This window comes from Pseudoxanthomonas sacheonensis (genome assembly GCF_031455975.1).
Taxonomy (GTDB): domain Bacteria; phylum Pseudomonadota; class Gammaproteobacteria; order Xanthomonadales; family Xanthomonadaceae; genus Pseudoxanthomonas_A; species Pseudoxanthomonas_A sacheonensis_A.
In genome coordinates this window covers 100,285-125,352 of sequence record NZ_JAVDTT010000005.1, presented here as the reverse complement: position 1 = coordinate 125,352, position 25,068 = coordinate 100,285, and the positions used below count along the sequence as shown (strand labels likewise).

Annotated in this window: 23 protein-coding genes; 17 read left to right on the top strand and 6 right to left on the bottom strand. The window is 63.3% G+C overall.

Going from position 1 to position 25,068, the window contains the following annotated elements; all coding sequences use genetic code 11:
* Positions 1–30: 30 nt before the first annotated feature.
* From mrcB to J2W94_RS16680, 11 genes are all read left to right on the top strand, one after another.
* The gene (gene mrcB, locus J2W94_RS16730) at positions 31–2,442 is read left to right on the top strand and encodes a penicillin-binding protein 1B (protein WP_310095863.1); all 2,412 of its coding nucleotides are present in this window, start codon (positions 31–33) and stop codon (positions 2,440–2,442) included.
* A 13-nt stretch (positions 2,443–2,455) separates the two neighbouring features.
* Positions 2,456–2,986, top strand: a complete 531-nt coding sequence (locus tag J2W94_RS16725) for a hypothetical protein (protein WP_310095862.1) — start codon at positions 2,456–2,458, stop codon at positions 2,984–2,986.
* A 2-nt stretch (positions 2,987–2,988) separates the two neighbouring features.
* On the top strand, positions 2,989–5,019 hold the full coding sequence (locus J2W94_RS16720; RefSeq protein ID WP_310095860.1) for an ATP-dependent DNA helicase: 2,031 nt from the start codon (positions 2,989–2,991) through the stop codon (positions 5,017–5,019).
* Positions 5,000–5,707 (top strand): tRNA (adenosine(37)-N6)-threonylcarbamoyltransferase complex dimerization subunit type 1 TsaB, encoded by a 708-nt coding sequence (gene tsaB / locus J2W94_RS16715; protein WP_310095858.1) that lies wholly within the window; start codon positions 5,000–5,002, stop codon positions 5,705–5,707. The genes J2W94_RS16720 and tsaB overlap by 20 nt, the downstream gene beginning before the upstream one ends.
* Before the next feature lie 503 nt (positions 5,708–6,210).
* The gene (locus J2W94_RS16710; RefSeq protein WP_310095856.1) at positions 6,211–6,618 is read left to right on the top strand and encodes a hypothetical protein; all 408 of its coding nucleotides are present in this window, start codon (positions 6,211–6,213) and stop codon (positions 6,616–6,618) included.
* Between the two features lie 763 nt (positions 6,619–7,381).
* Complete coding sequence (locus tag J2W94_RS16705; RefSeq protein WP_310095854.1) at positions 7,382–7,855, top strand: hypothetical protein; 474 nt, start codon at positions 7,382–7,384, stop codon at positions 7,853–7,855.
* A 74-nt stretch (positions 7,856–7,929) separates the two neighbouring features.
* Positions 7,930–8,457, top strand: coding sequence for a GNAT family N-acetyltransferase (locus J2W94_RS16700; protein ID WP_310095852.1), 528 nt, complete (start codon positions 7,930–7,932; stop codon positions 8,455–8,457).
* Positions 8,458–8,575: 118 nt separating this feature from the next.
* The gene (locus J2W94_RS16695; protein ID WP_310095851.1) at positions 8,576–8,953 is read left to right on the top strand and encodes a DoxX family protein; all 378 of its coding nucleotides are present in this window, start codon (positions 8,576–8,578) and stop codon (positions 8,951–8,953) included.
* A 114-nt stretch (positions 8,954–9,067) separates the two neighbouring features.
* Complete coding sequence (locus J2W94_RS16690) at positions 9,068–9,751, top strand: hypothetical protein (RefSeq protein WP_310095849.1); 684 nt, start codon at positions 9,068–9,070, stop codon at positions 9,749–9,751.
* Between the two features lie 76 nt (positions 9,752–9,827).
* Entirely contained in the window at positions 9,828–10,472 is a 645-nt protein-coding gene (locus J2W94_RS16685) for a hypothetical protein (RefSeq protein ID WP_310095847.1), read from the top strand.
* An 84-nt stretch (positions 10,473–10,556) separates the two neighbouring features.
* The gene (locus J2W94_RS16680; protein WP_310095846.1) at positions 10,557–11,120 is read left to right on the top strand and encodes a hypothetical protein; all 564 of its coding nucleotides are present in this window, start codon (positions 10,557–10,559) and stop codon (positions 11,118–11,120) included.
* A gap of 69 nt (positions 11,121–11,189) precedes the next feature.
* Here the strand turns inward: J2W94_RS16680 and J2W94_RS16675 are convergent, their stop codons facing one another.
* Positions 11,190–11,969, bottom strand: a complete 780-nt coding sequence (locus J2W94_RS16675; RefSeq protein ID WP_310095843.1) for a LytR/AlgR family response regulator transcription factor — start codon at positions 11,967–11,969, stop codon at positions 11,190–11,192.
* Positions 11,966–13,093, bottom strand: a complete 1,128-nt coding sequence (locus tag J2W94_RS16670) for a sensor histidine kinase (RefSeq protein WP_310095841.1) — start codon at positions 13,091–13,093, stop codon at positions 11,966–11,968. The genes J2W94_RS16675 and J2W94_RS16670 overlap by 4 nt, the downstream gene beginning before the upstream one ends.
* 217 nt (positions 13,094–13,310) lie before the next feature.
* On the opposite strand from J2W94_RS16670, the gene J2W94_RS16665 reads away from it, so the two are divergent.
* A complete protein-coding gene (locus J2W94_RS16665) occupies positions 13,311–13,712 on the top strand; it encodes a hypothetical protein (protein ID WP_310095839.1) in 402 nt (133 codons plus the stop codon).
* Positions 13,713–13,724: 12 nt separating this feature from the next.
* Here the strand turns inward: J2W94_RS16665 and J2W94_RS16660 are convergent, their stop codons facing one another.
* Positions 13,725–14,093, bottom strand: coding sequence for a hypothetical protein (locus J2W94_RS16660; RefSeq protein ID WP_310095837.1), 369 nt, complete (start codon positions 14,091–14,093; stop codon positions 13,725–13,727).
* A gap of 506 nt (positions 14,094–14,599) precedes the next feature.
* On the opposite strand from J2W94_RS16660, the gene J2W94_RS16655 reads away from it, so the two are divergent.
* Positions 14,600–14,869 (top strand): hypothetical protein, encoded by a 270-nt coding sequence (locus J2W94_RS16655; RefSeq protein WP_310095835.1) that lies wholly within the window; start codon positions 14,600–14,602, stop codon positions 14,867–14,869.
* A gap of 159 nt (positions 14,870–15,028) precedes the next feature.
* Complete coding sequence (locus tag J2W94_RS16650; RefSeq protein ID WP_310096157.1) at positions 15,029–15,703, top strand: L,D-transpeptidase; 675 nt, start codon at positions 15,029–15,031, stop codon at positions 15,701–15,703.
* A gap of 163 nt (positions 15,704–15,866) precedes the next feature.
* Here J2W94_RS16650 and J2W94_RS16645 read toward each other — a convergent pair whose 3' ends face one another.
* The 3 genes from J2W94_RS16645 to gshB form a co-directional block, all read right to left on the bottom strand.
* Entirely contained in the window at positions 15,867–18,569 is a 2,703-nt protein-coding gene (locus J2W94_RS16645; protein WP_310095833.1) for a bifunctional diguanylate cyclase/phosphodiesterase, read from the bottom strand.
* A gap of 312 nt (positions 18,570–18,881) precedes the next feature.
* Positions 18,882–19,757, bottom strand: coding sequence for an energy transducer TonB (locus tag J2W94_RS16640; RefSeq protein WP_430540642.1), 876 nt, complete (start codon positions 19,755–19,757; stop codon positions 18,882–18,884).
* Positions 19,758–19,890: 133 nt separating this feature from the next.
* Positions 19,891–20,838, bottom strand: a complete 948-nt coding sequence (gene gshB / locus J2W94_RS16635) for a glutathione synthase (RefSeq protein ID WP_310095829.1) — start codon at positions 20,836–20,838, stop codon at positions 19,891–19,893.
* 186 nt (positions 20,839–21,024) lie between these two features.
* Here gshB and J2W94_RS16630 point away from each other — a divergent pair, with 186 nt between their 5' ends.
* The 3 genes from J2W94_RS16630 to J2W94_RS16620 all read left to right on the top strand — a co-directional run bounded on the left by J2W94_RS16630 (position 21,025) and on the right by J2W94_RS16620 (position 24,227).
* Positions 21,025–21,423 carry a response regulator gene (locus J2W94_RS16630; RefSeq protein WP_162315128.1) on the top strand — a complete coding sequence of 133 codons (399 nt, stop codon included), beginning with the start codon at positions 21,025–21,027 and terminating at the stop codon, positions 21,421–21,423.
* 17 nt (positions 21,424–21,440) lie between these two features.
* Positions 21,441–21,974: a chemotaxis protein CheW gene (locus J2W94_RS16625; RefSeq protein WP_310095825.1), complete on the top strand. Its 534-nt coding sequence runs from the start codon at positions 21,441–21,443 to the stop codon at positions 21,972–21,974.
* A 216-nt stretch (positions 21,975–22,190) separates the two neighbouring features.
* Positions 22,191–24,227, top strand: a complete 2,037-nt coding sequence (locus J2W94_RS16620) for a methyl-accepting chemotaxis protein (RefSeq protein ID WP_310095823.1) — start codon at positions 22,191–22,193, stop codon at positions 24,225–24,227.
* Positions 24,228–25,068: the final 841 nt, after the last annotated feature.

Sequence of the window (25,068 nt, the reverse complement as noted above, 5' to 3'; positions counted from 1 at the left end):
ACTCGCCGGACTCCATATTGTCGCATCCCTGTGCCGCGCTACGACTACGACGACCAAGACGAAGACTACGACGATCACGAGGACGCGCATCCCTGGCGGCAGCGGCTGATCACCTGGGCACTGGCGGCATTGGGGCTGGGCCTGGGCTTCCTGATTCCGTACACGCTGTACCTGAACCACCAGGTCACCCAGCGTTTCGGCGCGCTGCAATGGCAGATTCCGACCCGCGTCTATGCACGTCCGCTGCAATTGGCGCCCGGCGTGGCGATGGATGCGCAGACACTCAAGACCGAGCTAGACGCCGCGTCCTATCGCGACGACGGCGCGGGCGAACATCCCGGCACCTACGCCCGCGAAGGCGGCCGTTTCACCATCTCGAGCCGTGGCTTCACCGATGTGGACGCCAAGATACCGGCCGGCCGGCTGCAGGTCTCGCTGTCTGGTGGGCGTGTCGCCAGCGTGCGTGATCTGGTCCGTAAGCAAAACCTGAAGGCCGCGAGGCTGGATCCGGCCCGCATCGCCACGCTGTACGGCCAGAAACAGGAAGAACGCCGGCTGGTGCGTCTGGAGGAGGTGCCGGAGTTGCTGGTCACCGGCCTGCAGGCGGTGGAAGACCGCGATTTCAGCACCCACCACGGCATCGACCTGAGCGGCATGGTGCGTGCGCTCTGGGTCGCGGTGCGTTCCGGCGGCGAGAGCAAGCAGGGCGCCAGCACGCTGACCCAGCAGCTGGCGCGCAGCGGCCTGCTGGGCATCGGCAAGGAAGTCACCCTGAGCCGCAAGTTCAACGAGATCCTGTTCGCCTTGATCCTGGAGGCGCGTTACGACAAACGCACCATCCTCGAGGCGTACATGAACCAGGTGTACATGGGCCAGCGCGGCAGCCAGGCCATCCACGGCGTCGCCGCGGCGTCGGAATTCTGGTTCGGGCGCGAACTCGACTCGCTGACCACCGAACAGATCGCGCTGCTGATCGGTATCGTCAAGGGGCCTTCGCATTACGACCCGCGCCGCAATCCCGAGCGCGCGCTGGATCGCCGCAACCTCGCCTTGAACAAACTGCACGAAACCGGCCTGATCAAGGACGACGAATGGAAGCGCGCCCTGGCCGCGCCGCTGGGCGTCACCAAGACGCCAGGCATGGCCGCCGCCAACCGTTTTCCCGCCTATGTCGATCTGGTGCGCCGGCAACTGGCGCGCGACTATCCGGAAAGCGCGCTGCAAGGCGCCGGCCTGAGCGTGCTCACGGGTATGTCGCCTTCGGCGCAGGCCTACGCGGAAGGCGCAGTGGCGCGCACGCTGAAGTCGGTGGAGAACAAGCGGCGTCCGCCGCTGCAGGCCGGACTGGTGCTGACCGACGTGCATGACGGCGATGTGCTGGCGGTGGTCGGCAGCCGCAACGTGTCGCAGCCCGGCTTCAATCGTGCGGTGGAAGCGCAGCGGCCGGTGGGTTCGCTGTTGAAGCCTTTCGTCTATCTGCTGGCGCTGGCCCAGCCCGACAAGTATTCGCTGGCCAGCTACGTCGACGATTCTCCGGTCACCGTGCAGCTGGGCAAGGGCAAGCGCTGGACGCCCGGCAATTCCGACAACCGCAGCCATGGCTCGGTGCGGCTGGTCGACGCGCTGGCGCATTCCTACAATCAGGCCACCGTGCGCATCGGCATGAAGGTCGATCCTGAGCGTCTTTCCGGCCTGATCCGCGTGCTGGCCGGCATCAAATCCGACACGAATCCTTCCTTGATCCTGGGCGCCACCGACCAGAGTCCGTACGCGATGGCGCAGCTGTACCAGTTCCTGGCCTCGGGCGGCGAAATCCAGCCGTTGCATGCGGTGCGCGGCGTGCTCGATCCTTCCGGCAAGTTGCTCAAGCGCTACGACAAGACACCCGCACCCGCGCAGGAAGGCGACTCCATCGCCGCGCATCTGATCAGCATCGCTTTGCAGCAGGTAGTCAGCAACGGCACCGGCCGCCAGCTGCTCGGCGACGGCCTGGGCCGTCTGCAATCGGCGGGCAAGACCGGCACCAGCAACGACGGACGCGACAGCTGGTATGCCGGCTACACCGGCGACCATCTGGCGGTGGTGTGGATGGGCAACGACCAGAACGAACAGACCGGCCTGTACGGCGCTACCGGTGCGATGCGCGTGTGGTCCGGCATTTTCTCGCGCCTGCCCAGCGCGCCGCTGAAGGTGTCGGGCAAGGGTCTGGACTGGCAATGGGTCTCCGGCGCCAACACCACCGACGCTAGTTGCCCTGGCGCACGGCAGATTCCGTTCGTGGCCGGTTTCGCGCCCGAGTACGCCCCTTGCGTGATCGAATCCGTGCCCGAGGAGCCGGGCGCAGAAGAGGGCGGCGGTTGGCGCAGCTGGTTCGGGCTGGACAAAAAACCGGAAGAACAATCCGAGCCGCCTCCCGAACCCGCACCTGCCCCCGAACAGTGATGGGCGAATTGTGATGAGAATGATGCTGTCGCCAAGCACGCTGCTGATTGCCTCGCTGGTTTCGCTGGCCGCATGCAGCACCATGCCGAGTTTGCCTGCGCCGCCACCGGTGCCGAAAGTGGCGCCCGAACAACGCTTGGCCGCCGCCATCGCCGCATCGAAGGGCGCGGACGATCGCGAGCTCGCCGTACAACCCCTGCGCGACCCGCAAGTGCAGGATCTGCGCGATGCGGCCACCGCGGCGATCGCGGCGCGCAACTATGGGGCCGCCGCCGATGCCTTGAACCAGGCGCTGCTGATCGTTCCGGACGATCCGGCGGTGCTGCAGGAACGCGCGGAGGTCGCGTTGCTGCAAACGGACAACGAACGCGCCGAGACCCTGGCCAAGCGCGCCTTCGAGCTGGGTTCCAAGGTCGGCCCGCTCTGCCGCCGGCACTGGGCCACCATCGAACAGGCGCGACTGGCGCGCGGCCTGGCGCAGGATGCCGCGTCGGCGCACGGGCAGATCGAAAGCTGCACCGTCGCCGGCTTGAATAGAATGTAGGGATGTCCCAACTCGCCCAAGCCAGTCGCGACGCGCTCAGCGCCGGCGGCGCGCTCGCCGCCCAGCTCGACAACTTCGTCCCCCGTGAAGCGCAGCAACGCCTGTCCACGGCGATCGCCGAAGCCTTCGAGGGCCGCGAAGTGCTGCTCGCCGAAGCCGGCACCGGCACCGGCAAGACCTTCGCCTATCTGGTACCCGCGCTGTTGTCGGGTCTGAAGACCATCATCTCCACCGGCACCCGCGCGCTGCAGGATCAGCTCTACCACCGCGACCTGCCGCGCGTGCGCAATGCGCTGGGAACGGGCCTGAAGTCCGCGCTGCTGAAAGGCCGCGCCAACTATCTGTGCAAGTACCGGCTGGAACAGGCCAAGGGCGAACCGCGCTTCACCACTCGCGAACAGATTTCGCAATTCCAGCGCATCGTGTCCTGGGGCGGCCGCACCCAGTACGGCGATATCGCCGAGCTGGATGCGCTACCCGACGACTCGCCGCTGCTGCCGATGGTGACTTCCACCAACGACAACTGCCTGGGCACCGACTGCCCGTTCTGGAGCGACTGCTTCGTGGTGCAGGCGCGGCAGCGCGCGCAGTCGGCCGACATCGTGGTGGTCAACCATCATCTGCTGCTCGCCGACCTGGCCTTGAAACAGGAAGGCTTCGGCGAAATCCTGCCTGGCGCGCAGGCGTTCGTGATCGACGAAGCGCACCAGCTGCCGGAGCTCGCCGCGAATTTCTTCGGCGAAAGTTTCGGCATGCGCCCGATCCAGGACCTGGCGCGCGACTGTCTTGCCGAATGCAAGGACATTCCCGGCGCGCTGGCCAGCTTGCAGGTGCCGGTGCGCGCGCTGGAGCAGGCCTTGCGCGAGCTGCGAGCGGGCATGGAAGGATTGCCGACGCGCGGCACCCGCTTCCGCGCGTTGGCCAAACCGGAAGTGCGGGCCGGATTCGATGCGCTGACCGAGTCGCTGGCGCATCTGATCGAAGCGGTGGTGGCGATGGCCGATGCGTCGCTGGGCCTGGATGCCTGCGCCTCGCGCGCCAAGGATTCGGCCACGCGTCTGGCGCGATGGCTGGAAGACGGTACCACTTCCGGCGAAAGCCACGTGGTCGATTTGGAAGACGGCGCCCCGCTGCCCACCAGCGATGTGCTCTGGTACGAATTGACCCAGCGCGGATTCCGTTGCCAGCGCACGCCGTTGGATGTGTCGGGGCCGCTGCGCGAACACCGGGAGAAATCCCATGCGTCCTGGGTGTTCACCTCGGCCACGCTGGCGGTCAGCGGCGGTTTCGATCACATCGCCACGCGTCTTGGGTTGGAAGATCCGCCCACGCTGTTGCAGCCCAGTCCGTTCGATTGGCCGAAACAGGCGCTGTGTTACCTGCCGCAGAATCTGCCAGAACCCAATACGCGCGGTTTCGGTACCGCGCTGATCGCGGCTTTGTATCCGGTATTGCAGGCTTCCAATGGCCGCGCCTTCCTGCTGTTCGCTTCGCACCGTGCGTTGCGCGAGGCGGCCGAAACCCTGCGCGACGCGCCGTGGCCGCTGTTCGTGCAGGGCGAGGCGCCGCGCGCCACGTTGCTGCAGCGCTTCCGCGAATCGGGCAACGGCGTGCTGTTGGGCGCGGCGAGTTTCCGCGAAGGCGTGGATGTGGTCGGCGATGCGCTGTCGGTGGTGGTGATCGATAAGTTGCCGTTCGCCGCGCCGGACGATCCGGTGTTCGAAGCGCGGCTGGAGGCGATCCGCCGCGACGGCGGCAATCCGTTCCGCGACGAGCAACTGCCGCAGGCGGTGATCGCGCTCAAGCAGGGCGTGGGCCGGCTGATCCGCAGCGAGACCGACCGCGGCGTGCTGGTATTGTGCGATCCGCGCCTGACCGGCAAGCCCTATGGCCGTGTGTTCCTGGATTCGCTGCCGCCGTTCGCGCGCACACGCGAGGTGGCGGAAGTGCAGCGGTTCTTCGGAGTCGCGCCCACTCTTCCCGATGCAACGCAGGATTCCGAACAGGACTGGTATGAAGCTGCTCGCTTTTGAAACCGCCACCGAAGCCTGCTCCGTCGCGCTGTATCTGGACGGAGAAATCATCGAGCGCCATGAAGTCGCGCCGCGCCTGCATGCGGAGTACGCGTTGCCTTGGGCCGAGGAGCTTCTCACGCAAGCGGGGATCAAACGCTCGCAGTTGGATGCCATTGCGATCAGTCGTGGTCCGGGCGCTTTCACCGGCGTGCGCCTTGCCATCGCGCTGGGGCAGGGCATCGCACTGGCGCTGGGAAAACCCATGATCGGGGTGTCGACTTTGATGGCGATAGCCGCCTCGCTGAAGGGTGAGGGGCAGAAGCAACGCATCCTCGCCGCGATCGACGCACGCATGGGCGAGGTCTATGTGGGTGCGTTCGAGCGCGATGGCGACGAACTCATCGCCATTTCAACCGAAGTCGTCGCGGCACCGGACAAGGTCGTATTGCCGGACGATCAAGGCGGCTGGCATGCGGTGGGAACCGGCTTTTCAGCCGTCGACAACGCGCTTCAATCGCATCTGGGATCGCAACTTCTCAGCGTGGACACCAGCGTCCTGCCGCACGCCGCCGATGTCGCACGGCTGGCGGTCGCCGCCTACGCGCGCGGCGAGGCGATGGCGCCGGAACGGGTGGAGCCGGCCTATCTTCGCAACAACGTGGCGCTGACGCTGGAAGAGCAGAAGGCACTGCGCGCGTTGCGGTAATTCCGGTGCTTCTCGATACCGCCTAATTCGCGCAAGTGCCGGCGACCGTTAATTTGTATATGCCGGCGAATCCAGTACAGATAGGCCTGTTCCATACGCAAACTGTAGTGCTTCGCCCGCAATCCGCATCGAACTTCATCGAACAGCCTGAGCCTTGGCGAGGCAGACCCTGAATTGCTTATGACCGCGAGATCTTCCGCAGTAGATATTAGACGGTCTTCGCGCCGGTAAACACCGGCAATGTTGCATGCACTGCGAACCCGCGATATTGCGGTAACTCCTTGTGTCGTCTAGACAAAGTCCGATTGACGGGCCTCCCAGGCCGCACTCACAATCCGCGCTACACCCCACTTTGGGGTCTAATCGTAGTTAGCGCTCAGAACATGCTCCGCACCATACTCATTAGCGCCGCTGGCCCGGTTGCTTTCGCCTTACTGGCGGGATTGTTTATGTGGGCTCGGAAGCAGGAGATTGACTCGAGCGGTCGCCCGAGGCTCCGATACGTGGCCGCCCCTTACCTCATGCTCGCATGCGCTCTTGCTTTCCTGGCCGTCGCGATCTATCAGTGGCTTGATCCTGTTAATCACCGCTACTCGGGCAATTTGATCCTGTTGTCCTACATACCCGCGACCATTGGAATCTTCGCACTCTGCATGGCCGTCTACTTATTAACGTACCGCGCCACGCTGACTCCAAATGCTATTGAGATCTATCGGTGGCCTTTTGGCCACAAAACTTACCGTTTAAGCGATCTGGAGCGCATCGAGATCAGAGAGGCAGGCACGACCCTTCACTTTAGAGACCTTAGACGCTTTACGGTCTACCACCACTACTCTGGAGGTGCTCATTTCTTGACTGCCTTGAGCGCTAACAGTTCATTCAAGCCGAACCCGCATCAGGGCGGCGCCTAAGTGCCCGCCTTCGGCTATATTTGCACCCAGTCGCCGCCCGGCTGCGGGTCGGCTTAGTTCAGGCGTTAGGCCTCACAGGAACCAGTTGCGGCACTCCACAGCCGTGAACAGCCAGTGCGATCCTCAACCTTGACAGCCAAAACCCGCAATGCGGCCTGATTGGGAAATCGATGGGTTTGGATCCAATATGGACAGATTGAAATCAAAAATGCAGCTCGTCGGCCGACTTTTTCAAGTACAACGAATAGTCATTTTCGCCCTAGCTGGTCTTCTAATTTTCTACCACACGTACACTCTCTACGATTTGTACCTTGGCTCAGGCACTGACTTGTACGAAGGCGAGAGCACTAACACACACGCCCTATTTGAGCACGTGCAATCTATTCTTCGCGTCACAATTGTTTTCAGCCTGGTTCTCGTGGCTATGAATAAGCGATTTGCGCTGTATGGAATGTGGACTGCAATTTCCGCGCTGGTAGCGACGCATTACTGGGCACTCTTCTTTGACCTCCCATTTCGCTTCTTAGACGGTAGGCATCCGCTCTCATATCTAAAGGGATTTATTATTCCTACGGCAATTACGCTTTTGTATCTATCGATAAATTCCCAGCGCAATTCTCACAAACGTGCGGCCTAACAGGGTGTCCAAGGGGCGCGCAACGGCATGGCACCCCGGCGGTCCGGCCGCCTTTGTCTATCATCGGTCGCACGGCCGGGGTGCCATGCCGCCGCGCGCCCCTTAACTCTGCGTTAGGTGCCACGCATGGTTCCATATGGTTTGAATCAAGAGCAGTTTGTCTCGATGTATCAGCGCAAACTGGATCGTCTTTCAGACCAAGTTATCAGCGCACTCAGAGATCTATTGGCCGTGCCGCTCGGCCACGGCATAGACGAGGCGCACTTGGAAGTATTCCCAGACGATTACGGTGGAGCTCCGAGTATCTGGGCCTACTGGCGCGGCAAGAACAACAAGGTCGATCACGGAGATCAAAGCCTATTCCCCGGAAGGTCCCTTGAGCTTGACCTCGACCTCAGAGACCTCGCAGAGATTGACGAGCAGTACTTTGTTGAGCCTGACAAGTTCCCTGGCCTTCAACTGACAGCCGATCTACTTTCGCGCTGGCTCGCAGAGTCATGGTGGAAAGCTGGTGGTTGGACTTATCCTGTGCCGGTAACTCTGGCCGTCCATGATTTTGGGTCGTATGGGTGGGTGCAGCTGTCCAAGGGCGGCACCTAACAATTCATTCAAGCCGAACCCGCGTCGCGGGTCGGCTGTGTCAGGCGTTAGGCCGCTTGCTAAGGTTCTCGCAAATGGAACTTCGTATTGCCGAGCGATCTGACATCCACGCCCTAGACGAGCTCATTGAGCTCTCCGGACGCGCCCTCAGCACTGGCTTCTATTCGCCGGAGCAAGCTGACGCGATCACTCGCTACGTATTCGGCGTCGACACCCAGCTAATTGATGATCAGACCTACTTCGTCATTGAGCACGACAGCCAAATCGTTGCCTGCGGTGGCTGGAGCAAACGGGGTACGCTCTTCGGCGGGGACCAAATCAAGACTGGACCGGATCCACTGCTTGACCCGGCCACAGACCCAGCCCGCATTCGCGCGTTCTTTGTCCATCCGTCTATGGCACGTCGTGGCTTGGGGCGCCAGCTCATGGCAGCGTGCATAGACGCGTCAAAACAGGCTGGCTTTAGCTCGCTCGAGCTGGTTTCAACTATGCCAGGTGAGCCGCTCTATTTGGCGTCTGGATTTGTCGTCCTGGAGCGTTTTGACTTGGATCTAACGGGCGGCATCCAAGTTCCAGTCTCTCGTATGAGAATGGCAATATAGGTTACTGGTCGTGGCAGTCGGTCCGTGGCCTAGGCGTTATCGGGCGCGCACGCCGGACTCTCGACGCTTACAGTGCGTAAATTTGAAGACATAAGGCGTTGGAGCGTGAGGAAGCATCATGCCAGCTGAGAGTCAAACGATCTTGTGGTTCATTGGTCGCCTGCTACTGGGCGGGCTGTTCGTTGTTGGTGGGATTCACCACTTCTTCATTCTGCCTGGCATCACTCAAGCGCTCGCGGCGCGTGGCGTGCCTGCGGCAAAACTGGTGCTGCTGTCTGGCTCGGTGTTTCAGATCTTGGCCGGCCTTGCGCTGATCTGCGGTTTCTACCCGGCGTGGGCCGCCCTAGGCTTGGTCGCCTTCACCGCCGCGGCCTCTGTATTGCTGGTCAACTTTTGGGATATGGAGGGCCCGGCGCGCGCCAATGCCATCACTACCTGGCAGTCCAACCTCGCCATCATCGGCGGGCTGCTTGTGGCCGCAGCGTATTCGCTTTAGCCGTGCGGGCTCGGTCTAACTTCATTCAAGCCGAACCCGCTTCGTGATTCGGCATAGTTCCGGCGTTAGATTGCTTCCATATACCTCCACAATCTTTACGAAGAGGAATATTCGATGCGGTACCTTTTGGTGGTCTTTACAGCGGCTCTTCTCGGCATACTCTCTCCGCTGAGCCATGCGCAGCACTCTCCTGGTCAATTCGCCCGCCTTGTGGTTCTGAAACCAAAGCCCGGCCTCTCATCCGAATTCACCGCGGGCTATCAGCGCCATCTCATCTGGCACAAAAACAACAAAGATCCATGGATATGGCGTGGCTGGACCTTCGTGCTCGGCGAACGCGTCGGGCAGTTCATGGATGGAACCTTTGGCCACGCAATCGCCGATTTCGACCAGGCAGTCGATCCGGCCGCAGACTCAGCGGACAACAACTTGAATGTCACCCCCTATGCGGACTTCGTCAGTCATGGCATCTATGAGCGGCTGGAGACCGCGAGCACGGGAGCCCTGCTTCCTGATGCTTCCCCATTCATGGCGCTTAACACCTATACGGTTATTCCCGGACAGGAATCGTCGTTCGAGTCTGCCATCACCAACTTGGCGAGGCTTCCTAAAAATCAGCATCTGTCGTGGTACAAGTTGCGCATAGGCGGGCAACTTTCCCAGTACGTGCTCATGCGCCCTGTTCAAACGTTTTCTGGTGGCGGCACTCTTTCTGAAATCGAGCTGCCTGTGGGTCTGGTCCAGCATGCGCAAAGCGAGCTTTTAAGATATCAGCCGACACTTAGCTATGAGCCATAAGCAACCTGGCAATTCATTTGAGCTGGACCCGATCGGCGGGTTGGCTTAACTCAGGCGTTACGCTGCAGGAGCAGATATGCGTAATCTTCTCGCAACGGCATTCGTGGCCTTACTGGCGGCGAGCGGCAGCGTCCACTCTCGCGAGCCGGTAGTTGGCTTGCCTTGCGAGGGATGCGAGGCTGTGTTTGAGGGGTTGCCGCAGAGCATCCCAGCGCGCTCGCGCATCGCCCCGCTAGGCGAGCCAGGACAGCCCATGACCGTTACAGGTCGCGTGTACGGTGCCGACGGAAAACCCAGGTCGGGGGTCGTCATCTATGCGTATCAGACCAATGCTCGTGGCATTTATCCAGTTCCTGCAAGATCCAGCGGGCAAGCCTCTAGCCGGCACGGTTCGCTGCGCGGCTGGGTGCGAACCGGTGCCGATGGACGCTACACCTTCGACACTATCCGCCCGGGGAGCTATCCCACTCGGGACGTTCCTGCGCACATACACATGCACGTCATCGAGCCGCGCTGCGCGACCTACTACATCGGCGACATCATGTTCACCGACGATCCGCTGCTCACTCCTGGCGAGAGGAACCGCAAGACTGGGCGTGCCGGCAATGGCATCGCAACGCCGACTCGCAGCAATGGTCGATGGCAGGTTGCGCGCGACATCCGGCTTGGCAAGAATATTCCCGGTTATCCTGGATGCGGCGCCGGGCGAGCTTCGACCTGATAATTCATTCGAGCCGAACCCACTCCGCGGGTTGGCTTAGTTCAGACATTGGACCTATCGAATAACTAGGGGAGATTCGAGTAAATGAAGCAATTGCTGGTAACGCTCACAATGCTCGCGGCCGGCGTCGTGGCTTCCGCCGCGAATGCAGAAAAAATGGCGCCAAGGCTCGAAGAAGCGGAGAAGCTGGTAGGGCTCGTCAAACCGCACGAACAGGAGGCCCAGGCGATCCGCTTCATGATTGCGGTCGCTCCTATCGATATGCCGGCCGGATTGGCGGACTGCACCGTAAAGGACGCGATGCCCGCCATGCGCTCGTATTTTGCGTCGCAGGTGATGGCAAACCTGAGCGAAATAGAGGTGCAGCAGGCCATTGAGTTCTTCCAAAGTCCTGCCGGACAAGCTGTTGTGGCTTTTCGCCTGCGGCATGAGCAGGCCCTTCTGGATGCCGCAACGAGAAAGGAACAGGTTGCCGACGAGCAAGTGCATTATCCGGCGCCATTGCAGAAGGAGCTTGAGGCCTTTGGCTCGACGCCGGCTGGGAAATTCTTTGTCGGAGACGAGCTCTTGGCGCGCGAGGAGATCAGAGGGCGCATCTCCGACTTGCGTTCTGAAGCTATGGCCAAGTGTTTGGCGGCGGCCAAATAGCAGATCCAGCGGATCATCCAAGCCGAGCCCGCTTCGCGGCTCGGCTTGGATTAGGCGTTAGGTCACGACTTACTCTTCCCGCCGCGTCGACACCAGCCGCAGGAACGCTTCGTGCTGGTAGCGGCTCATCCGCAGCTGCTGGCCGGTGTCCATCGTGACCACGTGATGCCCGTTGAACCACGGGTGGATGGCCTTCACCCGGCGGACGTTGATGATCGCCGAGCGGTGGACGCGGGCGAAGTGGCGCGGATCCAGGCGGGTGACCAGCGTGGCCATGGTCTCGCGGAGTTCGTGCACCTTGTCGGCCAGGTGGATCTGCACCGTGTTGCGGCTGGCCCGGATCCAGACGATGTCGTCGACGGCGACGAAGACCACGTGCTCGTCCACGCGCACCGGAACGCGGTCCAAATAGTCGTCGCGCTGGCGCAACGCATCCAGCGCCTGCAGGATGCGCGCAGAAGACTGCGGCCCGACGGCTTCGCCGGCGGATAGCCGCGCCTTCGCGCGCTGCAAGGTGCCGGCGAAGCGTTCGCGGCTGAACGGCTTGACCAGATAGTCCACTGCGTTCGCTTCGAAGGCGCGCACCGCGTACTGCTCGTAGGCGGTGACGAAGACCGTCGCCGGCATGCGTTCGGCGCCGATGGTGGTGATGACGTCCAAACCGTTGATAGCGGGCATCTGGATATCCAGGAACACCAGGTCCGGCGACTGGCTGCGGATCGCCGCTACCGCCGACACGCCATCGCCGCACTCGCCCAGCACCTCGATGTCAGGATCGTCGCGCAGCAGCCGAACGATCGCGTGCCGCGCGATCGGCTCGTCGTCCACCACCAGCGCGCCGATGCTCATGCAGGCGCCAACTCCGGAGAGAATTCCGGCGCGTCATCCGGCCCTTCGAGTTCGCGGAACGGTATGCGGATGCGGCAGGCCACGCCCTCGGGCCAGATCATGTCCAGGCGCACCTCGGCGGCGTCGCCATACAGTTCCTTGAGCCGCAACCGCGTATTCGACAGGCCGATGCCGTGCCCGGCCGAGTCGGCCGGCCCGGCCGCCAGGGTGCTGTTGCGGTTGCGCACATCGATGCATAGCGCATCGCCCTCGCGCCGGCTTTCGATCTCGATGTTGTCGCTGCCGACGCGCTGGCCGATGCCATGGCGGATCGCGTTCTCGACGATGGGTTGCAGGATCAGACTGGGCACCGCGCAGTCCAGCGTGTCAGGCGCGATGTAGATCTGCGTGGTCAGCCGATCCTTGAACCGCGTGCGCTGGATGCCCAGATAGAGTTCGATCAAGGTCAGTTCCTGGCGCAGGCTGATCTCCTGGCCATCGTAGTCTTCCAGGAAAGCGCGCAACAGGTCGCTCAAACGCAGCAGCATGTCCTCGGCCGAGACCTTGTCTTCGTCGAGCAGGGTCACGATGGCGTGCAGCGTATTGAACAGGAAATGCGGTTGCAGCTGCGACTTCAGCGCCAGCAGTCGCGACTGCGCCAGCTCGGTGGCCAGCCGGCTGGCCTCGACTTCGCGGCGGGTTTTTTCGGCGTAGAAATGCATCGCCTGATGGATGGCGAACAACGCCCAGTAGGTCAGCAGTCCGGTCGCGAAATGCTGGGCAAGGAAAAACCACAATTGTTCGGCGAAACCGCTGGGCTCGAACAGCGTGGAAACCAAGGCCCCGGCCACCATCGCCACGAAGGTGACGCACACGCTGGCCAGCAGTTGCGCGCCGAGTCCGCGCAGCCATAGTGGAGCGCGCACCGGGTAGCGCTCGGCCAGGCGGAACACTGTCGGCGCCAGCGCGGCCCAGGTGTACCACTGGACCATCGACCAGCGCAGATAGGTGAATATGCCGAAGCTGGGGCGGTCGCCCAATCCACCGGTCAGAGAGCTTTGGATGGCGAATACCACCGCCACCAGCGTCCAGAGGGCGAGGTAACGCCAGAAACCTATTTCCGTACTGCCGAGACGAATCTTCATTGCAAGTGTCCAAGGTGCTCCGGGGGCCGGGGCAGCGCCATCCTAGGCGTGGGGAGCGGCGCTGCAAAGCGCGGCGACGCGCCACTACGATTCGCCACCGCATAACGACGATTCGTCCCGGATCGATTGCCGGCTTGCCGCCGTCTGGGCCTTGATGCATGCGCCGACTCCCGCAATGCGCCGTCGGCATCCATCCATCCGACCGGAGATCCTCGTCATGCGCCCGACCCTTCCCGCCGTTCTCGCCACTCTCTTGTTCGCCACCGCTGCGCACGCCGGCGCTGGCAAGGACACCCGCTACTTGGACCTCATCAATCGCGCGTACGACAGCGTGACCTCTCTCGAAGTCGCGCCGGCAGGAAGCGATGCGTTCCAGGAAAAGCCGCTGGGCGCGCCCCTGCGCGGCGGCGGCGACTCGACCACGATAGAAATCGCAAGCGAGGGCTGCCTGTACGATTTCCGTTTCAAGTTCCGCAACGGCAGGACGTTGATCTACAGGGATGTGGATATCTGCAGCGGCGGAAAATTGGCGATTCGCCAATTGCCTTCCAGGGACGCAAGCCGGTTGGTTCGATCAGAAACGCCGGCTAAGCAATACGCTGAGGGCAATAGCCCATGACGCCCATCGCGCTCATGGATCGGCGTTAGGTATTTCCTCGAGCGAGTAGTACACCGCCTTGCTGTTCTGCCGGGCTAGGTCGACCATTTCGTCGGCGCCCGCCGATGGTCCGCCGATGCGCAGGCAGCCGTCGCACTTGGCGACCAGGCGGCGCGAGACGGGGTGGAATATCTCGTTGAAGACAGAGTCGCCAACGCCGGTGGAACCGGCGTGTTCGATCAGCGGCAGGGCATACCACTCGCCCAGCACGGGTAGGTGCCCGGCGCGAAACAGGCGAAGCGATGCCTCCGTCATCGCCTCCACGTTCTTCGCGATAAGGACGGGGTCGTCATTGGTGCCGGAACGGTACGGGCCGGCGACCAGGATCATTTGAGGTTTCACGGATACTCCCAACATAGGGTTCTGAGGTCTGGGGCAAGCCGAGTCGCGAAGCGGATCTGGCTTGTGTGAACTGCCGCGCATCATTATCGGTCTGCCTGGCGGATGGGACCGCTTTCGACCGGAAGCGGACATTGCGCGCGGTGCAGTAGTGATGCCGGGAGAGGCTATGTCGACCGCCTAGAGGCATTGGAGGGACCGGTACAGCTTTCCTTGCTGATGAATTGGGAGGAGTCGAAGAAGTCTCTGAAGATAAGTCGGTGCAAAACGGCTCGCCTATTAAGGTCTATTGTTCGCCTTGGGTGGGGATCGGTGATTGCGGATAAGGTTGTGATAGTCGATCGAATGCTGCGAGTTTTCGTGGAGATTGATGGATTAAAGCCGGAGCTCTTACTGGTTGCCACATCTTCACAATCCATCTACGTATCCCAATTTCAGCTGAAGGCGGGTCATGACTCCGGCCAAAAGACCGCTATATTCCCAACTCCCCAGACGAAGGAGAGATTGGAATGTTTCTGACCAAGCAACATTTGGTGATGGCGCGTACGCTCGGCGTGGCGATCGTCGCCAGCGTGGGCCTTGCTTCCTGCGCAACCTATAAAGACGAGTTTGCAGGGATCAATTCACGCCTCGATCAACTCGACACGAAGGTGCAGGGCGCGGCCCAGAGCGCCGAATCCGCCAATCAGTCCGCGCAGCAGGCCAACCAACGGCTGGATCAAATAGAAAGCCGCGTCCAGAAGCTCGAAACGGCGCCGCGCCGCGTGCCGCGCGGTTAATCGCTCTCGCTCAATTCGCGACGAACGGCCTGAAGCGTGATCCGGTGGCCTTTGCTGGCCACCGGTCTCTTTATCTACACCCCAGTCTTCATTCCAAGGAACCCTCCCATCCGTACGTACACATTCCCTGCGGTCCGGGCCGTTTATGGTGCGCTGGCGCTGGCGCTGCTGTTCGCGAGCGGCGTGGCCAGCGCCAAGGATGCCGCCGCGCAACCGGTCGCCGCCGTCGACCAGCTTCCGCCAGGCCAAGAGGTGTCCGACACGGTGATTGAGCTCGCGGGCTGGGTGGTCGCCGCCAAGGACAGCCAAGGCTATCCGTTCGCAGTCATCGACAAGGCCGCCGCACAGATCTTGGTGTTCGGCGGCGACGGCCGTCTTCGTGGCGCGGCACCTGGGCTCTTTGGCTCGGCGATCAGCGATCACACGGCCCCCGGCGTCGCCGGTCTCGCGCTTCGCGAGATTCCAGGCCGGGATCGCACCACGCCTGCGGGTCGCTTTGTGGGCGGTTTCGGTCCGTCAATCGACGCTGGGCGCGTGCTGTGGGTGGACTACGATTCTGGGGTCTCCATCCACCCTACCGCTACCGGCGTCCCGGCCGAGAGACGCGTCGAACGCCTTGCCTCGCCTTCGCCGGACGACAACCGCATCACTCATGGCTGCATCAACGTCTCGCCCGAGTTTTACGAGCAGATCATCCGTCCGACGTTCGAGCGGGGCGGGGTGTTCTACATCTTGCCGGATACGGTGCCGATAGCGGAGATCTTCCCGGAGTTCGCGCAAAGTCGCGCGACTACGCAACGCAACGATGGAAGACGCGCACGGCGCGCCCGCTAGTGAAACACGCGTCGGCGTGTTGCCTTTGTTGTGCGAGGCAGCGCAACGGATGACGCTGCTCGTGTTCCGGCCTCAAGCGGACCTGTTAGTACCACTTGACCTAGCCTGTCCACAAAAACGCTCCGCCAGCCACCCGCGTTGAAACGCGTGAAGCACGCCAGGTTCAATGACCCACCGCACGTCGCCACTGCGAGTCCGCGCGCTGGAACAGAACGCGTTCGGGGCGGTGCAGGGCGAAGCCCTGGCCGTAGTCCACACCCAGCGAATTCAGCGCCTTCGACATGTGGCCGGCGCTGACCCATTCGGCCACCACTTTCAATCCGCGCTGGTGGCCGATCTGGGTGATGGCGCTGATGATGGTGCGGCTCATCGGATCGGTGTCCAGGTCGCGGACGAAGCTGCCGTCGATCTTGATCATGTCCACCGGCAGGTTCTTCAGGTAGCCGAACGAGGACATGCCGGCGCCGAAATCGTCCAGCGCGATCAGACAACCCGCCTGGCGCAGGCGTTCGATCATATGCACCACCTTGAGCAGGTTGCGCACGGCCACGGTTTCGGTGATCTCGAAGCAGAGTTTGTGCGCCGGCACTCCGTACTGGGCCATGAGACCAAGAATGAAGTCGGCCAGTCCCTCGTCCTCGATGCTGGCGCCGGACAGATTGATGGCGCACGTGCCCAGGCGCGCGCCGGCCGGATGCAGCTCGGAAAAATGCGCCAGCGCATTGCGGATCACCCAGCGGTCGATGGCCGGCATCAATCCGTAGCGTTCGGCCGCCTGCAGGAACGTACCGGGCAGCACGATGCCGTCTTCCTCGTCGCGCAGCCGCAGCAGCAGTTCGATAGTGGGCGCATCGGCCTTCACCCCGCCGAGCGGCACGATTTCCTGGTAGTCCAGCAGCAGGCGGTCCTGCTCGACCGCCCAGCGCACGCGGTTGGCCCATTCCATTTCGCTCTGGCGGCGCGTGGTTTCGTCGTCCTCACGATAGACGTGCACGCGGTTGCGGCCGTTCTCCTTGGCCAGATAGCAGGCGGTGTCGGCCCAGGCCAGCAGATCCTTGAGTGTCGGCTCGCCATGATCCACCACCACCACGCCGATGCTGGCGCTGATCGTGTAGGTATGCGTCTGCCAGGTGAACATCAACGCTTCGATGCATTCGCGCAGACGCTCGGCCAGGACGAGCGCGCCCTCGGCGTCCACATTGAACGCCAGCAGTCCGAATTCGTCGCCACCCAATCGTGCCAGCACGTCGCCGAGGCGCTGCTGCTGGCGCATGGCCAACGCCAGTTGCGCCAGTAGCTGATCGCCGGCCATGTGGCCGGAGACGTCGTTGATCAGCTTGAATTGGTCCAGGTCGATGTACAGCAGCGCGCAAGGCAGGGAGTCGGGATGGAGCTTGCGTTCGGCCAGCGCCAGTTCGACCTGCTGCTCGAACTCGCGGCGATTGCATAGTTCGGTCAGCGCGTCGTGGCTCGCCTGGTAGATCAGACGCTCGGTCAGCTCGCGGTGTTCGGAAATGTCGGTCGCCACCATCAGCAAGTGCGGGACGCCGTCCATGTCCACCTGCGCGATCGATGCGTTGACCCAGAAAGGTTCGCCGCCATGGCCCAGTAGCGCCGCGTCCATGCTGCTCCAGTCCTCACCCAACGTCGCCGGATCGCTGGCGCGCCGCCGCAACAACGGGTCGGCGAACAGATCAGCCAGCAACGGCCGCACGGCTTCGCCCAAGCGCAGGCGCGCGGCCTGATTGGCATAGACGATTCGTCCGTCGCTGCCGTCGGCCAGCAGTACCAGGGCCGGCAGCAGCTCGTTGAGCGTGCGGAAGCGGGCTTCGCTCTCGCGGAAGCGTTCGCTCATCCGATGGCCCATTTTGACCGCGCGGCGGCGGGTGGTGGACAGCGACCAGAGCAGCAGCGACAACAGCAGGCTGATGGTCACGCCCGCGCCGATGACGGTGCGCACGCGGGTTACGTCCAACACGTGCACCCGCGGCCGCAGTTGCATTTGCCAATGACGGCCACCGAAGTCCAGCGTCCGCGTATGCACCGCCGCATCCGCAATGAAGGGGGTGCCGGAGTCGAAAAAGTCTTCGGCCTGAGGCGCATCGAGGTCGCGGATACGCACTTGGAAACGGTCCAGCACCGAGCTGCCCAGAGCTTCGTACACCAACGGTTCCAGCCGCAGGCTGATCGCCAGCGCGCCGATTTCCCGGCTGCGCCGTTCGGCCACATCGGTCGGAATGCGTCCACGGGAGTACACGGGCAGGCGCACCGTCACCCCGAGCGCGGCCGGACCGGCGTACTGCTCGAACTGCCGCAGCGCGAACGGTGCGGAAATCACCGGAGCGTCCGTATCCCGCGCGCGCTCCAGCGCCAGCAGGTTCGGTTTCTGCGCGGCGATGTCGAAGCCGATCAGCGATTCGTTGCCGCGCAAGGGGGCGGCCAGTTCGTAGGGATAGGCCACGCGCTGCGGATCGTTCGGGTCGGACTGGCGGCGCGCGAAGACGGTGGCGACGTAGCCGGGATGCTTGGCCGAGATGCGCAGGTTTTCGGTGTATTGCTCGAACTTGCGCTGGTCCATCTGGTCGTTGGACAGGAACACCGTCTGCATCGCGCGCAGCACGGCGGCGGCCTTCTCCAACGGTGCCCGCAGACGCGCTGCGCTGCCGTCGGCCAGCGCAGCGTACGCGGCCTGGGTACGTTCGCGCTCGTCCAGCCATACACGGTGCGCCACCCAGGCCGTGAACAGCAGGCCGGCGACCAGTACGGCCAAGGCCCAGACCGCAGGCGGCGGACCCAGGCGCCGGGGCATGTCGTCCGCCGGCGTGGCGCCGGCCAATGGTTGCGGCGAGGGAGAGACGGCATTCACTGCGATACCTGAACTCCTTTGGCCGGATGAAGATGAATAAGAGACGATCCGTGCCCGCAGGTCAGACCTCAGTTGACCCTTGACGCATGCATGCTGCATGCCAAGCCCTTGCGGTGGCGTGATGCAGCGCGTAGATCCAGCAGTATCCCGTCTAGTCGCAGCAGTGTGGGCGGATATCGCCCAGATGCGCCAGCGTCAGCTTTGGTCCCGCAGCGTCGGTCCCGGCCCCGCATCAGCGCTTGGGCAGAGAGATAGCCTGTCCATCGACAAGCCGTTGGACTGCACGCCGCCGCCGAAACCCGGGCGTCCCGGCTATTGGTCGCGCACTTCGCCGCCCGGCAGGAACTGCCAGGTGCGGGTGACGTGCAGGATGTCGATGTTCTCGTCGGTCTTAGGCAACGGCGGGAACGGCACCGACAGCTGCACGATGCGCAGCGCGGTGGAATCGAGCAGCGGAATGCCGCTGGACTGGATGATGCGGGTGTTCTCTACCGATCCGTCGCGGCGCACGGCCACGCTGATCACCAATTGCCCTTTCAGGCGTTTGCGTCGCGCCTCGTCGGGGTAATTAAGATTACCCACGCGCTCGGCACGGTCCACCCACGCGCGCAGGTAGTTGGCGTAGGCGTATTCCTTGGTACTGGCGGAAACGAATTTGCGTTTCGGCCGCTTGGCGTAAAGATCGGAGCGCAGGTGGATTTCCGCAGCCAGGCGGGCCATCTCCGCGTCCCGGTCGATCTTCAGATCGCCGCGCGGCAGCTCCGGCCGATCGGGTTCGGGCCGGGTTTGCGCGGGCGGCACCGTGGTTTCGCTGTTTCTCGAGCTGACCACGCGCGTTTCCGGCGGCGGAGCGACATCGGGCGATTGCGCGCGCAAGGGTTGCGGCGCTACCCCGGTCTGCGTTTGCGGCACCCAGCCGGCCTGGCTATCGCGCGGGCGCTGGGCTTTGTCGTGGTCGCCGCCGCCCTGCTGGTTGGCCGCGGCCAGGAAGTCGGCCTGCTTGGGCGTGAGGGGGGTCTGAGTCTGGCTGAGGATCACATCCAGCGTGGGCACCACCGGCGCCGCATCGTCCAGGGCGAAACCCAGGCCTAGCACCAACATGCCGTGAACGACCAACGACAGCGCCAGGGTGGCGGTGAGGCGTTCGTTGGAACCTATCTTGGGCGGGGCGACTACAGCGGACATCACCGTCCCCGTAAAAATGCCGTCGTCATCCCCGCGAAGGCGGGGACCCAGTGACTTATCGCCGATAGAAACAAAGTCGCTGGGTTCCCGCCTTCGCGGGAATGACGATCAAAAACCAAATGCGCCGAACCTTGCATCAAAGTTGCACCCGCTTCTCGATCGCATCAAACAACATCCCCGCGATATTCAACCCGAACTGCGCATCCAGTTCGCGCACGCAGGTGGGGCTGGTGACGTTGACTTCGGTCAGGTAGTCGCCGATCACGTCCAGCCCCACGAACAGCATGCCGCGGCGCTTCATTTCCGGCGCCACTTGTTCGGCGATCCAGCGGTCGCGGTCGGAGATCGGGCGGCCTTCGCCACGACCGCCGGCGGCCAAATTGCCGCGGAACTCATCGCCTTGCGGGATCCGCGCCAGCACGTAATCCACCGGCACGCCGTCGACCAGCAGCACGCGTTTGTCGCCGTCCTTGATGCCCGGGATGAAACGCTGGGCCAGGGTCAGGTTGCCGCGGCCGACCAGAGTCTCCAGGATCACGTTGAGATTGGAGTCGCCGGCGCGGGCGCGGAAGATCGAGCGGCCGCCCATGCCGTCGAGGGGCTTGAGCACGGCCTCGCCATGTTCGGCCACGAAGGCCTTGAGCGCCGCGGGGTCGCGGCTGACCAGGGTCGGCGGGCAGCATTGGGGGAACAGTAGAGCTGCCAGCTTCTCGTTGAAGTCGCGCAGGCCCTGCGGATCGTTGACCACCAGCGCACCGGCAGCCTGGGCGATGCTGAGGATATGGGTGTCGTAGAGGAACTGGTCGTCGAACGGCGGGTCCTTGCGCATCAGCACCGCTTGGCCCGGACCGAAGGCCAGTTCCGCCGTCTCGCCCAGGGTGAACCAGCCCGCCTTGTCGTCCTTCACCGCCAGCGGCGCGGCCTGCGCCACCGCCTTGCCGTCGCGCAACGACAGCCCGCCGGGCTGCACGTAGTGCAGGCGGTGGCCGCGACGCTGGGCTTCCAGCAACATGGCGAAAGTGGTGTCTTTGGCGATCTTGATGGACCCGATGGGGTCCATCACCACGACGACATCGAGGGGCATAGAAGGCAATCCGGGGGGTATTTCGTCGGTAAGATGTTAGCAGGCGCAAAATGAGACGGAGTTCGCATCGCGGCGTTCAGCTTCACTCCGATTTGAAGCTCAACTTGACAGTCTGCGCTGGTGCTGGGATATAAGATGCTTCGCAGCGGTGCCGATTAGAAGCGCCGCGCTTGGGGAAAGAAGGTAATGACAGAGCATGACAACCCGGCCGGGGGGTTCAGCGGCCTCCGGGTGATGGTGATTGACGACTCCAAAACTATTCGTCGCACTGCTGAAACCCTGCTTAAGCGGGAAGGCTGTGAAGTGGTCACGGCAACGGACGGCTTTGAAGCGCTCGCCAAGATCGCCGACCAGCAGCCGCAGATCATCTTCGTGGACATCATGATGCCGCGTCTGGATGGCTATCAGACCTGCGCGCTGATCAAGAACAACCAAGTCTTCAAGAGCACGCCGGTGATCATGCTGTCCTCCAAGGACGGCCTGTTCGACAAGGCGCGCGGCCGCATCGTCGGCTCCGAGCAATACCTGACCAAACCCTTCACCCGCGAAGAGCTGCTCGACGCGATCCGCACCCATGTCGGCTAACGGGAAGGAATGACGCCATGAGCCGCACTCCCTTCGACATCCTGGCCGAGTACGAGCGCCGCAGCCTGGCCCACGCCGTGGCCCTGCCTGCGCGCGAAGCGGTCGCCGAGCAATGGCGCGGCGTCGGTTACCGGGTCGGCCAGCGCCGTCTGGTCTCGGGCTTCGAGGACGTGGTCGAAATCGTGCCGTTGCCTCCGACCACGCCGGTGCCGGGCGCGCAGCCGTGGCTGCTAGGCATCGGCAACCTGCGCGGCAACCTGTTTCCGGTGATCGACCTCAAGCATTTCCTCGAAGGCGAGCGCACCGTATTGCACGAGGGCCAGCGCGTGCTGGTCGTGCGCCAGGCCGGCGGCGACGTCGCCCTGACCATCGACGAGCTGTATGGCCAGCGTAGTTTCACCGAAGACCAGGGTGTGGACCCTGGCGCGCTGGCGGAAGGGCGTTACGGCCATTTCGTGGAGCGTGCGTTCCATGGCGACGAGCATGACTGGGGAGTCTTTGCGTTGTCGCTATTGGCGCGTACACCGGAATTCCGCCAGGCCGCGCTATAACGCGAAGGTGTCGGCGGAAGTGGGTACAAGGGCTGTTGGAAAAAGCCCATTACAGGCCGCCAGGAGGGCGGCGACAGGGATCCGGCGCATAGATGCGGGGTTCGTGAGAAAAGGTCCGGAACCGACGGATCGCGTATCCGACAACGCACGGGGAGTGCGTAACCGGATAGAAATGAACCATTGCTGCACTTTGTCCAATTTCCAGGGGTTTGAAAGATGAGCACTGCACCGGATTCTCCCAAAGCCAGCAAACTCGGCAGCCTGGGAAGCAGCTTCTGGCTGGTCCTGCTGGCACTGTCGGTGATCCTGTTCGGCGCCAACACCGGCGTGGCCACTTACACCGGCAGTCGTCTGTCCGGCGCCTCCACCGGCGCGGCGGACTTGCAGGTGCTTTCGCAGCAGCTGGCCAACCAGGGCCGTGAAGCGGTGGAAGGCGACGCGGAAGCGTTCAAGTCGTTCAAGGCCACCAAGGCGCAGATCGAATCGACCGTTGCCACTACCAATAGCCGTTACGGCTCCGAGACCACCGTGTCGGGTCCGCTGAGCCAGCTGACCACCACCTGGGCGCCGCTGGACAAAAGTGCCGACCAGTTGATCAACAGCGAGCCCGCAGTGCTGGCATTGGCCGGCAACGCCGACCGCTTCACCTCCCAGGTGCCGCAGCTGCAGGCTCAATTGAACGAAGTGGTTCGCGCGATGTCAGCGGGCGGCGCGCAGTCCTCGCAGATCTACAACGCCCTGCAGCAGGTCGTGGTCGCGGGCACCATGGCCCGCCGCGTGACTGAAATGCGTGCCGGCGGCAGCGGTGCGGCGATGGCCGGCGACGCGCTGGTCCGCGACGCGGTGGTCTTCGGCCAGGTACTGGAAGGCCTGCGCAACGGCAACGCCGACCTAGGCATCGCGCCGCTGCGCAACGCCGACGCGCTGTCGGCGTTGACCCAGTCGCAGACGCTGTGGACGACGATGAAAAAGGACTTGGACGCCATCACCGGCAGCTCCAAGAACCTGTTCGCCGCGCAATCCGCGGCCGCAGCCATCACCAATGGTTCGGGCAAGATGCTCGAGGACAGCAAGAAGCTGTTCGACGCCTTCTCCTCGTTCGGCTCGGCGCGCGACACGCGCCTGTTCCCGAACTTCTGGCTCGGCATCATTTCCGGTATCGCCGCGCTGGTTTCCATCGTCGGTTTGCTCTGGTCGCTGTACCGCAACCGCCAGCGCGAGCAGGAAATGCGTTACCAGACGCAGGTGGAATACAACAGCCGCAACCAACAGGCCATCATGCGGCTGCTGGACGAAATCAGCTCGCTCGGTGAAGGCGATCTGACCGTGAAGGCGACGGTGACCGAGGACATGACCGGCGCCATCGCCGACGCTATCAACTACGCCGTCGACGAACTGCGCCACCTGGTCACCACCATCAACGACACCACCGTGCAGGTGGCCGCGTCCACCCAGGAAACCCAGGCCACCGCGCTACAGCTGGCGGAAGCGGCCGGGCATCAGTCCGACCAGATCAACAGCGCTTCCGAGCGCATCAACGAAATCGCGGTCAGCATCGATCAGGTCTCGCGCAACTCGACCGAGTCGGCCGAAGTGGCGCAGCGCTCGGTGCAGATCGCCACCGAAGGCGCGGGCGTGGTCCGCGAAACCATCCGCGGCATGGACCAGATCCGCGACCAGATCCAGGAAACCTCCAAGCGCATCAAGCGCCTGGGCGAGTCCTCGCAGGAAATCGGATCGGTGGTGGAACTGATCAACGACATTTCCGAACAGACCAATATCCTGGCCTTGAACGCGGCCGTGCAGGCGGCCTCGGCCGGTGAAGCGGGCCGCGGTTTCGCGGTGGTGGCCGACGAAGTGCAGCGTCTCGCCGAACGCACTTCCGGTGCGACCCGACGCATCGAATCGCTGGTGCAGACGATTCAGGCCGATACCAACGAGGCGGTCAGCTCGATGGAACAGACCACGTCCGAAGTGGTGTCCGGTGCAAGGCTGGCCGAAGACGCCGGTACCGCGCTGGGCGAGATCGAGCGCGTGTCGAGCGACCTCAACGAACTCATCAAGAGCATCTCCGGCGCGGCGCAGAAGCAGTCGTCCGCCGCGACCGACATCACCCAGACCATGGGCGTGATCCGTCAGATCACCTCGCAGACCTCGCTGGGCGCCGGGCAGACCGCCGAATCCATCGGCCATCTGACCGAACTGGCGGCCGAACTGCGCCGCTCGGTCGCCGACTTCAAGTTGCCGGGTTGAGGGCAGGAAACACACGAATGGAAGTCAGGAATTCCCGAGGGGCATCACCATTGCGCGGCCCGCGTGCCGCCGTCGTGGAGGCGCGACTATGAGCGCGTTGCGTGATGCCATGAGCCATGCGGTGCTGGGCTGGGTGAAACCCGAGCTGGACGAAACCCTGCGCCTGGCGCGGTCGGAAGTGGAGTTCTTCGCGGAAGATCCCGCCGACACGTCGCGCATGCATTTCTGCGCCGGCTACCTGCACCAAGTGCAGGGCACCCTGCGCATGGTCGAGCTGTACGCACCGGCGATGGTGGCCGAAGAGCTCGAACTGCTGGCGCGCGCGCTGCAGGAAAAAACCACGGTCGACCAGGACGAAGCCTGCGGCGCGCTGATGCGCGGCACCGTATTGCTTCCCGATTATCTGGAGCGCCTGCAAGGCGGCCACCGCGACATCCCGATCGTGCTGCTGCCGTTGCTCAACGACATCCGCGCGGCGCGCGGCGCGCCGGGCCTGAGCGAAAGCGTGCTGTTCGCGCCGGACCTGGAACAGCCGTTGCCGCAGGAGCTACCATTGCCGGAAGTGCTTTCCTGGCAAGCGCGCCAAGCGCGGGTCGGCGAGGCGCAGGAACAACTGGACCAAGCGCTTTCGGCTTGGCCGGAAGAGGGCGCGCCAGCCGATGCCGGTGCGCTCGCAAGGGCGGTCAACCGCTTGCTGGAAAGCGTCGAGCACATCGCCACCCGACGCATGCTTTGGGTGGCTTCTTCGGTAGCCGAGGCCTTGCGCGAAGGCGTACTGCCGTCGTCGCCGGCGATACGCCAGGCCTATGCGGGGGTAAGCCGCGCGGTGCGCGCCTCGCAA

Coding starts and splice junctions, on each gene's coding strand:
- J2W94_RS16725 (WP_310095862.1), top strand. CDS start 2,456: ATGAGAATGATGCTGTCGCCAAGCACGCTGCTGATTGCCTCGCTGGTT.
- J2W94_RS16720 (WP_310095860.1), top strand. CDS start 2,989: ATGTCCCAACTCGCCCAAGCCAGTCGCGACGCGCTCAGCGCCGGCGGC.
- tsaB (WP_310095858.1), top strand. CDS start 5,000: ATGAAGCTGCTCGCTTTTGAAACCGCCACCGAAGCCTGCTCCGTCGCG.
- J2W94_RS16705 (WP_310095854.1), top strand. CDS start 7,382: ATGGTTCCATATGGTTTGAATCAAGAGCAGTTTGTCTCGATGTATCAG.
- J2W94_RS16700 (WP_310095852.1), top strand. CDS start 7,930: ATGGAACTTCGTATTGCCGAGCGATCTGACATCCACGCCCTAGACGAG.
- J2W94_RS16695 (WP_310095851.1), top strand. CDS start 8,576: ATGCCAGCTGAGAGTCAAACGATCTTGTGGTTCATTGGTCGCCTGCTA.
- J2W94_RS16690 (WP_310095849.1), top strand. CDS start 9,068: ATGCGGTACCTTTTGGTGGTCTTTACAGCGGCTCTTCTCGGCATACTC.
- J2W94_RS16685 (WP_310095847.1), top strand. CDS start 9,828: ATGCGTAATCTTCTCGCAACGGCATTCGTGGCCTTACTGGCGGCGAGC.
- J2W94_RS16680 (WP_310095846.1), top strand. CDS start 10,557: ATGAAGCAATTGCTGGTAACGCTCACAATGCTCGCGGCCGGCGTCGTG.
- J2W94_RS16675 (WP_310095843.1), bottom strand. CDS start 11,969: ATGAGCATCGGCGCGCTGGTGGTGGACGACGAGCCGATCGCGCGGCAC.
- J2W94_RS16670 (WP_310095841.1), bottom strand. CDS start 13,093: ATGAAGATTCGTCTCGGCAGTACGGAAATAGGTTTCTGGCGTTACCTC.
- J2W94_RS16665 (WP_310095839.1), top strand. CDS start 13,311: ATGCGCCCGACCCTTCCCGCCGTTCTCGCCACTCTCTTGTTCGCCACC.
- J2W94_RS16655 (WP_310095835.1), top strand. CDS start 14,600: ATGTTTCTGACCAAGCAACATTTGGTGATGGCGCGTACGCTCGGCGTG.
- gshB (WP_310095829.1), bottom strand. CDS start 20,838: ATGCCCCTCGATGTCGTCGTGGTGATGGACCCCATCGGGTCCATCAAG.
- J2W94_RS16630 (WP_162315128.1), top strand. CDS start 21,025: ATGACAGAGCATGACAACCCGGCCGGGGGGTTCAGCGGCCTCCGGGTG.
- J2W94_RS16625 (WP_310095825.1), top strand. CDS start 21,441: ATGAGCCGCACTCCCTTCGACATCCTGGCCGAGTACGAGCGCCGCAGC.
- J2W94_RS16620 (WP_310095823.1), top strand. CDS start 22,191: ATGAGCACTGCACCGGATTCTCCCAAAGCCAGCAAACTCGGCAGCCTG.